The organism is Bartonella bacilliformis Ver097, assembly GCF_000709795.1.
GTDB classification, from domain to species: Bacteria; Pseudomonadota; Alphaproteobacteria; order Rhizobiales; family Rhizobiaceae; genus Bartonella; species Bartonella bacilliformis_A.
In genome coordinates, this window is sequence record NZ_KL503805.1 from 57,087 (window position 1) to 70,932 (window position 13,846).

General features: G+C 37.2%; 10 protein-coding genes and 1 other RNA gene. 1 reads left to right on the forward strand and 10 read right to left on the reverse strand.

What is annotated here, in order from left to right; all coding sequences use genetic code 11:
• Positions 1-80: 80 nt before the first annotated feature.
• From murD to ettA, 10 genes are all read right to left on the reverse strand, one after another.
• Positions 81-1,487, reverse strand: a complete 1,407-nt coding sequence (gene murD / locus H710_RS04950; protein ID WP_041849723.1) for a UDP-N-acetylmuramoyl-L-alanine--D-glutamate ligase — start codon at positions 1,485-1,487, stop codon at positions 81-83.
• Between the two features lie 4 nt (positions 1,488-1,491).
• Positions 1,492-2,562 (reverse strand): phospho-N-acetylmuramoyl-pentapeptide-transferase, encoded by a 1,071-nt coding sequence (gene mraY / locus H710_RS04955; RefSeq protein WP_041849724.1) that lies wholly within the window; start codon positions 2,560-2,562, stop codon positions 1,492-1,494.
• 21 nt (positions 2,563-2,583) lie between these two features.
• A complete protein-coding gene (locus tag H710_RS04960; RefSeq protein WP_041849725.1) occupies positions 2,584-4,002 on the reverse strand; it encodes a UDP-N-acetylmuramoyl-tripeptide--D-alanyl-D-alanine ligase in 1,419 nt (472 codons plus the stop codon).
• Positions 3,999-5,450, reverse strand: a complete 1,452-nt coding sequence (locus H710_RS04965) for a UDP-N-acetylmuramoyl-L-alanyl-D-glutamate--2,6-diaminopimelate ligase (protein ID WP_041849726.1) — start codon at positions 5,448-5,450, stop codon at positions 3,999-4,001. The genes H710_RS04960 and H710_RS04965 overlap by 4 nt, the downstream gene beginning before the upstream one ends.
• Before the next feature lie 33 nt (positions 5,451-5,483).
• Positions 5,484-7,202, reverse strand: coding sequence for a peptidoglycan D,D-transpeptidase FtsI family protein (locus H710_RS04970; protein WP_041849727.1), 1,719 nt, complete (start codon positions 7,200-7,202; stop codon positions 5,484-5,486).
• On the reverse strand, positions 7,202-7,606 hold the full coding sequence (gene ftsL, locus H710_RS04975; protein ID WP_041849728.1) for a cell division protein FtsL: 405 nt from the start codon (positions 7,604-7,606) through the stop codon (positions 7,202-7,204). Before ftsL ends, H710_RS04970 begins: the two co-directional genes overlap by 1 nt.
• On the reverse strand, positions 7,603-8,601 hold the full coding sequence (rsmH, locus tag H710_RS04980) for a 16S rRNA (cytosine(1402)-N(4))-methyltransferase RsmH (protein ID WP_041849729.1): 999 nt from the start codon (positions 8,599-8,601) through the stop codon (positions 7,603-7,605). Before rsmH ends, ftsL begins: the two co-directional genes overlap by 4 nt.
• Before the next feature lie 239 nt (positions 8,602-8,840).
• Positions 8,841-9,224, reverse strand: an RNA gene (rnpB, locus tag H710_RS05995) — RNase P RNA component class A.
• A 474-nt stretch (positions 9,225-9,698) separates the two neighbouring features.
• Positions 9,699-10,058 carry a hypothetical protein gene (locus tag H710_RS04985; protein ID WP_041849730.1) on the reverse strand — a complete coding sequence of 120 codons (360 nt, stop codon included), beginning with the start codon at positions 10,056-10,058 and terminating at the stop codon, positions 9,699-9,701.
• A 940-nt stretch (positions 10,059-10,998) separates the two neighbouring features.
• Positions 10,999-12,648 (reverse strand): energy-dependent translational throttle protein EttA, encoded by a 1,650-nt coding sequence (ettA, locus tag H710_RS04990; protein ID WP_041849731.1) that lies wholly within the window; start codon positions 12,646-12,648, stop codon positions 10,999-11,001.
• Between the two features lie 564 nt (positions 12,649-13,212).
• Here ettA and pncA point away from each other — a divergent pair.
• Positions 13,213-13,821 carry a bifunctional nicotinamidase/pyrazinamidase gene (gene pncA, locus H710_RS04995; protein ID WP_041849732.1) on the forward strand — a complete coding sequence of 203 codons (609 nt, stop codon included), beginning with the start codon at positions 13,213-13,215 and terminating at the stop codon, positions 13,819-13,821.
• Positions 13,822-13,846: the final 25 nt, after the last annotated feature.

Genomic DNA, 13,846 nt, shown 5'->3' on the forward strand with positions numbered 1-13,846 from the left:
TGGTCCTTTATTTTTTGACAAGTACCTCAAAAATTGAATTACACTGAAAAAGATTCCAGTTTCTTAACGTAAAATATTTTTTACAATTCGTGTTTATTTAACTGCATAACAAAAGATATGAAAGCCTCTCCACGCCTTTCATAATTCTTAAACTGATCATAACTTGCACACGCTGGGGACAATAAAACAACTGCCTCTTTCACCTTTTCATGAGACGCATCAATAGCAGCTTCACGCACAGCATTCTCTAAGGTTAAACTCATTGAAATAGGAAAAGAAGAGCCAATAACGCGAACAAAATCTTCTGCTGCTTCCCCAATCAAATAAGCTTTACGGATTTTAGGAAAAAATTTTCTCAAAGTATCAATTCCACCTTCTTTTGCTTTCCCTCCCAAGATCCAAAAAATATCATTAAAGGTAGCAAGAGCAACAGCGGATGCATCTGCATTGGTAGCTTTACTATCATTGATAAACAAAACCGACCCAATTTTACACACCTGCTGCATACGATGTGCAAGCCCTGCATAACTAACTAAATGTTTTTCTAAGTGTGAATCTGTAATTTTTAATGCCTGCAATGTTGCCAAAGCCATAAGAGCATTTTGTGCATTATGACTACCGCGTAATGAAGTAACCGCAGCAAGATCAACAAGCATATGGCGCTGTCCATGACGAACAGAAAAAAGTTTCGTTCCTTCTGCATAAAAACCATTTTCAACACAATATTTCTTAGAAATAGCCTCAACTTGATGCTTCTTATCCACAAGTTGTTGATACAAAATTTTACAAGCCGCATCATCAACTGAAATTAAAGCATGAGACGCTCTAGAAACTAAAAGCCCTTTTACCTGAGCATAATGAGCAAAGGTACCATGACGATCAATATGATCCGATGCTAGATTTAACAAAATACCGATAGTTGGTTGAAGAGAAGGTGCTAAATCGATCTGAAATGACGAACATTCAATAACATAAATACGTTTTTTAACAAATGGCTTCAGTGTTAATATTGCTGTTCCAACATTCCCCCCCATCTGCACATCATAACCCATTTGTTCTAAAAGATGAACAAGCAAAGTCGTGGTCGTCGATTTACCGTTTGTACCAGTAATAGCAATAAATGGAACATCCCAATCGCAAAAACCATATTGTCGCAAAAAACGATTTCGCGCGCGGACAAATAATTCAATATCACCAATAATTTCTACATTTTCTTGACGCGCTTTATCAACAACCCAATGGGGCTTCGGATAAAATAAAGGCACTCCAGGTGCTAAGATTAATGCAACAAATTCCGACCAATCCTCATGATGAAGATCCCTCGTTGCAATATTTTGCTTACAAGCAGCTTCCACATCAGCAAGATTATCATCCCACGCAATAATTTCTGCTCCACCAGAGATTAGCGCTTGTGCTGTTGCTAAACCTGATTTCCCTAATCCAAATAGAGCAACTTTTTTACCTTTATAACACTCAACAGAAATCACGATCTTATCTCAACTTAAGTGTTGAAAGGCCAATCAGCGCTAACACAATAGCAATGATCCAAAAACGTACCACGATCTGACTTTCAGTCCAGCCTTTTTTTTCAAAATGATGGTGAATCGGCGCCATAAGGAATACACGCTTTTTTGTCAACTTAAACCAACCGACTTGAATGATAACGGATAATGTTTCCAAAACAAAAAGCCCTCCAATAAAAATGAGAACAATTTCGTGCTTTGTCGCAACAGAAACAACCCCTAAAAGCCCTCCAAGCGCCAATGAACCAGTATCCCCCATAAAAATAGCTGCTGGAGGCGCATTGAACCATAAAAATCCGAGACCTGCACCAACAACTGCTCCTAATAAAACCGCCAATTCTCCTACCCCTGATACATAATGGATTTGTAAATAATCAGCAAAATTTATATTACCAGAAAGATAAGCAATCAGAGCAAAAGATAAAGAAGCAACCATCACAGGAACAATGGCAAGCCCATCAAGACCATCAGTCAAATTAACAGCATTACCAAGCCCTACAACAACACAAGCAGAAAAAGGAATAAAAAACCAGCCTAAATTAATAAAATATTCTTTTACAAAAGGTAAAGCCAATCCCGGTGAACTAACTTGTAAGATAATAAAAGAAGCAATAGATGCTACTAAAAATTCTAAGCTTAACCGTGCCTTACCAGAAAACCCCTTATCTGTTTGCTTTGTCACTTTAAGATAATCATCATAAAAGCCAATCGCCCCAAAAAAAAGCATGACAAACAAAGATACCCAAAGATAAATATTGAACAAATTACCCCATAATAGTGTTGATATGACAACCCCACTTAAAATCATCAATCCACCCATAGTGGGTGTTCCAGCTTTTTTAAAATGTGTTTGAGGACCATCAGCTCGAATGGGTTGTCCCTTGCCTTGTCTCACTCTTAGAGAAGAAATAATGCTAGGACCAAATAAAAAAACTATTAAACCCGAAGTTAGCATCGCCGCCACAGTGCGAAACGTAATGTAACGAAAAACGTTGACACCTGGAAGCCAATCATAAAGCAAAGAGAAAAATAGCATCATAGTATAAAAATCCCTTTTTAATTATAGAGATATAACTTTATAGCGGTCAAGAAATGCAGCCACAATATGCGACGAATGAGTGCTGTAGGATGATTTCACCATAATAAGATCCCCCTTTGAAATTTCAGTAAAAATAAGTGGTAAAATTTCCTCAACATGTTCTGCATAATGAACCTCAACATAAGAAGAAAGATCAATAGCTAAAAATTTCATTTCCTTGCCAAATAAAAAAACTGAATTAGCACCAGAAACACATATTGGCTTTACTAAATCACGATGAAACTTTTCACTATCAACTCCCAATTCAAGCATATCTCCTAAAACAGCAATTCGTCGACCACAGGCACCTACTGGTCCTATAGAGAGGAGGTTAAGAGCAGCACGCATAGAAGCAGGATTGGCATTATAACTTTCATCAATCAAATGAAATTCTCCACCATCTGGTAGAGATAATCGATAACGGGTACCACGACCTTGTGTAAGAGAAAAATGGTTCAAAGCAGGTGCAATACGTGATAAATCAGCACCGACTGCATCACAAGTTGCTATGACGCCTAAACTGTTATTCACAATATGTCGACCAGGAGCACCAATTTTAATCATCACATCTCGCCCAAAAAATCGTACAGTCATACAAGAGTGATTTTCTAAAAGACAAATCTCCTTTGCTTGATAATCAGCACAGTTCGATTCACCAAAGCTCAAAATCTTTTTCACATTGCATTGTTCTGCCTTTTGAACTAAGTAAGAAAAGAAATCGCTATCTGCATTTAAAATAGCGACTCCCTCATTATCCAATCCTTCAAAAATTTCAGCTTTTGCATCTGCAATTTCTTCAAGATTCTTGAAAAATTCCATATGTGCAGCAGCAATATGAGTAATTAAAGCGACATGTGGACATACCAACTTTACAAGAGGACGAATTTCATCTTTATGATTCATACCAATTTCAAAGATACCATAGTCACTCTCTGCGGGCATCTGTGCTAAAGTCAGCGGAACACCCCAGCAATTATTAAAAGAAGCAATATTGGCATGAACTTTTCCAACAGTTTGAAGGACTTGCTTAAGAGCTTCTTTTGTTGTCGTTTTTCCAACAGAACCTGTCACCGCTATAATCTTAGCTTTAGAACGCTTACGTGCTTCTTGTGCAAGCTTTTCTAGGGCTTTCAAAACATCAGGAACAACAATAAGTGGAGCCAATAATTGTTTCATTTCATCTAAACGATTTTGCGCAATGACAAGAGCTCCTGCGCCTCTTGCAAGAGCCTGTGCAGCAAAATCATGTCCATCTAGACGATTTTTAATACAGAAAAAAATATCACCTTTTACAAGAGTTCGGCTATCAATCGAAACCCCAGAAAAACTCTCTGGTAAGCACCCCATCGCAACACCATCCATTGCAGAAAGCAGTATTTTTTGATCCCACAACACTGTCATTTATTCAATTCCTTCAAAGCAGCAATTGCTTCTAAACGATCTGAAAAAGGACGTGTTTTCTGCCCTATAATCTGACCATTTTCATGACCTTTTCCTGCAATAATTAATATATCTCCAGCCTTAAGTAATCCTACGGCATAATAAATTGCTTCCCTACGATCTGCTATTTCTAGTGCCCCCGGTGCTGCTTGTAAAATATCCTGTCGAATTTTTTCTGGCTCCTCTGTGCGAGGATTATCATCCGTGACAATAACAATATCAGCCTTATCAACTGCAATTTTTCCCATCAACTGTCTTTTTCCTTGATCACGATCACCACCACAACCAAAAACAACAATCAAACGCCCTAGAGTAAAAGGACGAATCGCAAGCAACACTTGCTCTAAAGCTTCTGGCTTATGAGCATAATCTACATAAACAGGTGCATTGTCTTTCGCCTTGCCAACTAACTCTAGCCGACCAGGTGCTCCCTTCAATTTTTTAAGAGAGCTAAAAACCTTATCTGAAGAACTCCCTGTTGCAATTGCTAAACCTGCAGCCATGAGCGCATTAATAACCTGAAAATGTCCGATAAGTGGCAAATCAAACGTGTAAATATCATTTTCTATATAACACTCAACACATTGTTTTGAACGTCGATGTTCAATACGATTAATTTTGATAAATTGCCCTTTACGCCCAATTGTTAAAGCCCGGCGACCTGCTTGTGTGACATGATCAATTACTTCTTGTGAATAACCATCATCGGCCATAATCAAAGCAGGTGCATCCGGTGGCAACAATGTATCAAACAACCTCATCTTAGCACGCAAATAATCTTTCACACACGCGTGATAATCCATATGATCACGCCCTAAATTAGTAAAAGCAGCTGCTGCTAAATTTACTCCATCAAGCCGACTTTGATCTAGCCCATGTGAAGAAGCTTCAAGCGCTGCGTGCGTCACACCCTCATCTGCAAGTTCATACAACAGGCGATGTAACATCACCGGATCAGGAGTTGTTAGAGAACCATAATCATTTCGCTGAGGAGAGACAACACCTACTGTGCCAATACTAGCTGCACAAAATCCAACATGTTGCCAAATTTGTCGAATAAACGAAACAACCGATGTTTTACCACTAGTTCCCGTAACAGCCAAAACAGTTTCCGGCTGAGTATTATAAAAACGTGCAGCTGCTAAAGCCAAGCTATGGCGTACATCTGAAACCTGCAAAACTGGAACGGATAAATTCTCGGCAACAAAATCAAAATCTGTAACCACAACCCGCGCACCTCGCTTTATAGCATCATTCACATAGTATCTGCCATCACTCTGGTTTCCTTTAAGAGCGACAAAAACATAGCCCGGCAATATCTGCCGAGAATCTGCACTGATTCCTGTAATTTTAATTGAGGAAAGATTATTATTATAAATACATTCTGTAAATAATGCTCCAAGAAACATATTTCCTCACATTCATACGGTATGATTTTCGCGCTATTGTTTTTTTGATAATTCCAAACCATCAAAAATCGTCTCATGTTCTTTCTTGAAATCTGATTTTATTCCAAGAAAACTAGCTGAACGGCGAATAATATTGGCAAGCATTGGTGCTGCATTCATTCCAGCTGTTGCTGAATGTTTTCCCTCTTCAGGTTGTGGTTCATCAATAATTGTTAAAACAACATAAGAAGGATCATCAATAGGAAAAGCAGCAAGAAAACTATTAAATTTTTTTGTTTTAGAATATTTTCCATTTTCAATTTTTTCAGCCGTCCCTGTTTTACCACCAATACGATACCCTTCTACCTGTGCATTACGTCCAGAACCAATAACACTATTCAATTTATAGAGATAACGCATCTCTCGACTTATTTGAGGATGAAGGACCTGTTTGGCATGTTTCATAGCTTGCGCTTCAGTGCGTTTTAATAATGTCGGTTCAATCAACCAACCATTATTCATTAAAGCAGCTGCACCTACTGCCGTTTGTAATGGCGTTATGGCTATACCGTGCCCAAAAGAAATCGTCATAGAATTAATATCACGCCACTGACGTGGCAAAATAGGATTAGCAACTTCAGGCAATTCTACTTTCACACGATCTAATAAACCAAACCGTTTTAAAAAATCGCGATGTCCATCAACCCCTACCGCTAATGCCTCCTTAGCAGAACCAATATTAGAAGAATAAACAAAAATCTCCCATAATTTTAATGGGCGATTCTTTCCATGAAAATCGTGAATAAAATAGTTCTTACTTGCTTGAAGTGGTTTGGACGCATCAATGACACTGTTTAGGTGAAAAATTTCTGAATCAAGCGCCATCGCTGTTGTGAAACTTTTGATAATGGATCCCATTTCAAAAGCTCCAGCTGTTATCCGGTTTAAGCGATCACTTTTAAGAGCATCAACAGGATTTCCAGGATCAAAATCAGGAACAGATGCCATAGCTAAAACTTCACCGGTATGAATATTTAAAATAACAGCTCCTGCAGCAAGCGCTTTGTAAATCTTCATCGCCTTTATAAGTTCATCGCGCACAATTGTCTGAACACGCACATCAATCGAAAGTTGAACAGGATTCAATGACATATCTGTTGTAAGACCAGAAGTATGCAGAACACTCAAACCAGCGTCATCAATATATTTCTCTATTCCCGCTATGCCTTGATTATCAACATTAACCATGCCAAGAATATGCGAAGCAACAGAACTACCTGGATAAAAACGACGTATTTCTGTGCGGAAACCAATACCTGGAATACCAAGTGCCATAATTTGCTGTTTTTGTGTTGGAGTTAACCCACGTTGAATCCAAGAAAAACCAGATTTGCTCTTTAAACGCTTATAAATTTCCTGAAAATCAAGCTTTGGTAAAACTGTTGAAATCAATTCTATTGTTTCGTCTACGTCAATAATACGCCGTGGTTCAGCAAAAAGCGAGTAAGTTGTGATATCTGTTGCTAATAAACGCCCATTACGATCAATAATATCAGGTCGAGTAGCTAATTGCAGTGTTCCTGGATCTTTTGCTTCTTCAATGCGATTACTTTCAAGCCCATAAAAAATAAGGCATTTCCCCATAATGCTATAAAGAATAAGAGCGCATATTAACGAAAAAATCAAACGTGAACGACGGATAGAAAAACCTAAATTATTCACTTGACTATTTAAGCGCTTTTTTTTTCGAAAAAACAGACGAAATAATTTCATTACCGCATGCCTTTTTGAACAACACCATTCATGGGAGGAATACGATTATTAGCAAAAAAAGGCTTATTTTTTTCAAAATCATGTTGTTTGATTAATTCTTCAATTGGATCATGCAAACGTACCGGAATATCTTCTAATTCAACAACTTGGCGAGGTTGTATAATCTCTAAATTTAGTTCTTTTTTATAACGCTCTGCAAGTATTTCCATACGTGAGGGCTCTATCATCGTAGCCCATTCAGCACGAAGAAGTTTTACCGTATTTTTTTCTACCGCAATTTCATGTTCAATACGAAGCACTTCACCAATTTGTTTTTGAGCATCATATTTTACTTTATACGTAATAGCTGCCATAAAAATCATAATTATGACAAAAATGACATCTAATGTACGAAAGACTATCATTGTTTATTGCTTTTTAAATTAGCCATTTCTTTTAAGCCAAACAATTTTATATCTGCTTCCATTGCATCTACTTGAGTACGGATTCCTATACGCAACCTTGCAGAACGTGCACGAGGGTTTTTCTGTAATTCCTCTTCACTTGCTGTTTTCCCACCTTTAAATAAAGGAAAAAACGTCGCTGAAACAGATTCTACTTCTGGAAGATAGCGTGATCTTTTACGACTTCCTGAACAAAAAGAAAAAAAATTTTTTACCATGCGATCTTCAAGTGAATGAAAACTCACTACTCCCAAACGCCCCCCTGCTTTTAAAACCCGTTCAGCAGCAAATAAACCGCGTGCAAGTTCATTAAGCTCATCATTAACGTAAATGCGAAGAGCCTGAAATACACGTGTTGCAGGATGAATACGATCTCCTGGCTTACGGCCTATTAAAACCTCAATTTCATTAGCAAGATCGCGTGTACGCAAAAAAGGGCGAATACGACGACGTTTTTCAATCATTTTTGCAATTCGACCTGAATAACGCTCTTCTCCTAATATCCTAAATATCTGAATCAAATCATCTATTTTAAAATGATTCACAACATCGCTGGCAGATAACCCCGTCTGTTCCATTCTCATATCTAATGGACCATCTTTTTGAAAAGAAAATCCTCGTTCAGCCTCATCAAGCTGCATAGAAGAAACACCGATGTCAAGAATAACTGCATCTACCTTTTCTTCAATCACACGATCCAACCGTGAAAACTCTGTTTGTATTAAACGAAGACGTGGAAAAAATTGATCGACAAGTGGTTTTCCTTCACGAATTGCATGCGGATCACGATCAAGAGCCGTAACATTCGCACCTGCATTCAGAAGAGCACGCGTATAACCACCAGCACCAAAGGTTCCATCAATCACTGTTGCACCAAACAATGGCGCAAGCCCAGTCAAAACCGGCTCTAATAATACTGGAATATGGCGTTTAGTTCCGTTATCTCGTTCTATCACAATAACCCAATCTTGATTTATATTTTTGCAGATCAATAACCATCAATGGTGGATAACATCATCATAATCAAAACTTTAACTTTCATGTCTATTTATAAGCTAAAATTGATCCAACGTGCTACGTTAGCTCATGATACTTAAAAAAATATTATGATTTTAAAAATCACATCCTCTTAAGCGCGCAATTCAAAAATAAAAAACAAGCCTTCAAAAAAACTTATATAAACACCGTATATATAAATATCAGTCGGCCTATAAGCCGGGTTCTGTAGTAAAGTTTATACTTTACATGGCAACCATTCATCTAGGACGGATGTTACCATCCGCCTCGTGCAACCTACCCAAATGACTCGCCTGGAAACTGGCTGCAAGCCAAACCTTGCACGTCATTTCTATTTGGTCTTGCTCCCGGTGGGGTTTACCTTGCCACACCCATTACTGCGTGCGCGGTGAGCTCTTACCTCACCTTTTCACCCTTACCTATAAAAATAGGCGGTTTGCTTTCTGTGGCACTTTCCCTGGGGTCACCCCCGCCGGGTGTTACCCGGCACCGTTTTCCCATGGAGCCCGGACTTTCCTCACCTATCTTAACATGAGACAAGCGCGGCTGCCCAGCCGACTGATTTGATATTTATAAAACATTTTTCATAACGTGAAAATAGATGCTAAAAATGTTTTACATATTGTAGTAAAAGAATTGATTACATCCGCTGATTGTTTATTTATTTTTGTAGAGCTATAAATAGTAATTTTATGCACAATTTAATATTTTCAGGCTGGTAGCCTAAAACATATTACCATTTTATAAAGCTAAAAAGATTTTAACTTTTAAACAATGTTTTATTAAAAACGGCATTCACTTTTTTATTTCATAATCCATATCATGTTTAAAAATTATAGAGCACACATTGCTAATACTTAATTTATGCACTTTGCGTATCCATGATACCATTAAGAAAACTTCTGTCTACATATTATTTTATGATCAAACTTCACTGACCATTTTCACCATAGGCTTAATAGAATAAGAAGATTCTTCACATAGCAACAAAACGAAAATACTCTTAAACCAGTTTCAAATAATGACCAAAATATGATTACAAATTAGTATCTATAACAGAAGAACGAGAAATTGCTTCTAATGCAATTGCAGTAACAGTTTTACCAAATTTTTGTGCCTGTTCATTGTTCTGACCACTCGCAAGAACAGCAAAAATTGCATCTCGACGTGCTTGGTCAATAATATTTTGTTTTTTTTGAGCATCTATTTTAGAAAAGCTCATTGGAACACCTGAAAAAAACGTCGCCAGATCTTCTGAAAGTACACCTTTTGTTATCACTATCTGGTGAGAAAAAATCATTTTTTTTACAGATTGATAAGCCCAAAAACTAACAGCAAGAACTAATAAAAAAAATAAAATGAGAAAAATAATACGACGCCAGCAGAACTTTATCATTTTTTGTCCTAAATACTACAAATATAAAGTCTGCATATTATACATAAAATGTTTTTATATTTTCTTAACCTAAAAAATAATGACTCATATTGGATCTTTTAACCATTCTCGATGCGTTATACATAACGCGTTACACAATACTGATTCTTAATGCCTTTTTTAGTGACATAAGAATTTGTGTAATCATGAAGTAGATTATGATTGAAATAAAAAACCCGACTGAAAAATTTCAGTCGGGCCAGACACACTCAGGGATCCACGCGGGGGGGAGGAGAGAGGCTCCCTGATTGTCCTTATCACATCGATTCTAGATTATCGATGAGACGCCCCTGCTATGGAATAAAATATTTTAAACAACAAGAAATTCTTGTTATATTTTCCAAAAAAAAAGTAAAAATTGCTACTAATTTTGTAAAAATGAAAAAAATTAGGCAAAAAATACTAAAATCGGCCCAATTTGAAGCAATTTTTCTTTAAAATATATCCATAAGATTTTTCTGCTCATTTTGAATCTATATTATAATTTTTACAAAAAATCTTTTGCTATAGTATTAAAAACAATAAGTATTTTTACGAATCAAATCCTAATTAATCGATAAATCACGCAAACTAAATTAGCATGCTTTAAAATATAAAAATGAAAATCCTCAATACCATGTTTTACTATACAAGCACTTTATTCCAAGAATAGTGCATCAACATATCAACCGCATAACCATATAACAGTATGACTAATAATAATTGCTTTCACACACCATCGCTCTATAAAACACAGATTATTTACTTTGCGAAAGCCATGATCAAAACTCGTTCTCTTTTTATCTCCCATGCAATGAAGAGACACCAGCAACATGGAATATAACTTGCTTTTGAAAAATTTAGACGACACAAACATATCGATACTTTTAAAATTCAAATCGCTTACACAAGAAGAAGAATATTAGCGTGTGAGTGGCTTATAATTCACACGCTTAAGATTAAGCGCATCTGAACCAAGACGGCGAATCTTATCCGCTTCATAGTCAGCAAAATTACCTTCAAACCATTCTACATGACCATTACCTTCAAAAGCCAAAATATGCGTTGCTAATCGATCAAGAAACATACGATCGTGCGATATAATAACAGCACAACCAGCAAAATTTTCTAAAGCGTCTTCCAATGCACCTAATGTTTCCGTATCAAGGTCATTAGTTGGTTCATCGAGAAGAAGAACATTGCCTCCTTCTTTTAAAAGCTTAGCCAAATGTACACGATTACGCTGCCCACCTGACAAATTAGCCACTTTTTGCTGCTGGTCCCCACCTTTAAAGTTAAAAGCACCACAATAAGCACGACTGTTCATTTCATATTTGCCTAACTTGATAACATCATTGCAGCCAGAAATTTCCTCCCAAACAGTTTGCTCATCCTGCAACATATCACGACTCTGGTCAACATAACTTATCTGAACTGTCTCCCCAATGCGTATTTTTCCTGAGTCTGGTTGTTCTTGCCCTGTTAACATCTTAAATAAAGTGGATTTTCCTACACCATTGGCACCAATGACCCCAACAATCCCACCAGCAGGAAGCTTGAAAGAAAGAGAATCTATCAACACGCGATCACCATAAGCTTTTGACAGATTATCAACTTCAATAACAACCTGACCTAATCTTTCACCAACAGGAATAATAATTTGTGCATCACCAGGACGACGTTCATGTGCAGCCTGAACCAATTCATCATAAGCCTTGATACGAGCTTTTGATTTTGCTTGACGTGCTTTTGGGCTAGAAGAAATCCATTCTTTCTCGCGTGATAACGCACGCTGACGAGTAACCTCTTCTCGACCTTCCTGCACCATACGTTTAGCTTTAGAATCCAAATAAGCAGAATAATTCCCCTCATAAGGAATGCCTTTGCCACGATCCAATTCTAAAATCCAACCTGTTACATTATCGAGAAAATAACGATCGTGCGTAATCAAAAGGACTGCACCTGGATATTCACGCAAATGTTTTTCAAGCCAAGCCGTTGTTTCAGCGTCTAAATGGTTTGTAGGTTCATCCAAAAGCAATAAATCAGGTCTTGATAAAAGCAATTTACAAAGTGCAACACGCCGCTTTTCACCGCCTGAAAGTTTTGTTACACTCCCATCTGTTAGTGGACAATTAAGAGCGGCCATAGCCATTTTCACTTGGCTTTCTAAGTCCCAAAGATTCTGGCTATCGATGATATCTTGAAGTTTAGCGCTTTCATCAGCTGTTTCATCACTATAATTCATTATTAATTCATTATAGCGATCTATGATCGCCTGCTTATCTGCAACGCCTTCCATCACATTGCCATACACATCCTTGTTTTCATCAAGAACGGGCTCTTGCGGAAGATAACCACAACGCGCTCCCTCAGCAAGCCACGCTTCCCCAGTATATTCTTTATCCAATCCAGCCATAATGCGTAAAATAGTTGATTTACCTGCACCATTTGGTCCTAAAATGCCAATCTTTGCATCCGGATAAAAAGACAGATGAATATCCTCTAAAATTTTTTTATTACCGTAAGCTTTACTGACCCCATTCATATGGTAGATAAATTGGCGTGCCATAAATTTCCTTTTGATATGTATGTGATTAAAGAGATTAGAATTCCAAGAACATTGTTTTTGCCTGTCTCAAATTTTGCAATAAACAATTTTTACAGGCACTAACAGCTTCGCGCCATACTGATACATTTTCTTCTCTCATCTCACAAGCCCTTCATAATTTCAAATACAAAAAAACATCCCTTAATGCAAAAAAGGCTTTCTTTTTTGTATCTGAAATGTGCTAAAGAACTAGCCTCCTTCCTAATCTTATATACAAAGGTTATCAATCAGCTTAAACTATCCTGCAAATCAACAGACAACCACACCGCAACTAAACTTCTTATTCTCTTTTATCTTTATGAACATTACACTATGTCTCCTATTCATTAACATTGACAGACAGTGATACGTAATTGCAATTAGCAAAAAATAAGCAATATTATCGCAATAATTTATCTATATCTCTCTTTTGCGACCTGATATTAGAGAATCCTGAACTTTAAACTAAATCATCTTACAGATTCAAAACGAAACAGAGCCTTAAAATTACTGAAAAAATAATAAGTTGCCTACAGGAATAGATTGATGAAAAAGAAAGCTTTAATCGTTGTAGACGTTCAAAATGATTTCCTTCCAGGTGGAACACTTGCAGTACTACAAGGCAATACTATTCTACCAACTATCAATGATCTCATAACCCGCTTTGATCATGTCATTTTAACCCAAGACTGGCATCCAAAAGGGCATCTCAGCTTTGCTTCTTCCCATCCTGATAAATCCCCTTATGATATGATTAATGTTGATTATGGTCCTCAAATACTCTGGCCTGACCATTGCGTACAAGGAACAAAGGGAGCAGATTTTCATCAATCTCTCAACATTGATAAAGCACAGCTTATCATTCGCAAAGGCCATAACCGGAAAATTGACAGCTATTCTGCTTTTTTTGAGAATGATCAAAAAACGCCAACAGGCTTACAAAATTACCTCAAAGAACATAGTTTTACAAAATTAATCATGTGCGGTTTAGCAACTGACTTCTGTGTTGCATTTTCTGCACTTCACGCTGTACAATGTGGTTTTCAAGTCAGTGTCGTATTAAATGCTTGTGCTGGTATTGATGTCAATGGGTCACTTAATATCATGCTTAAAACTATGCATGAAGCCGGTGTAGAACTTTTAATGACCTACTAAATCCTTTCCTAACGACTATAGAAAC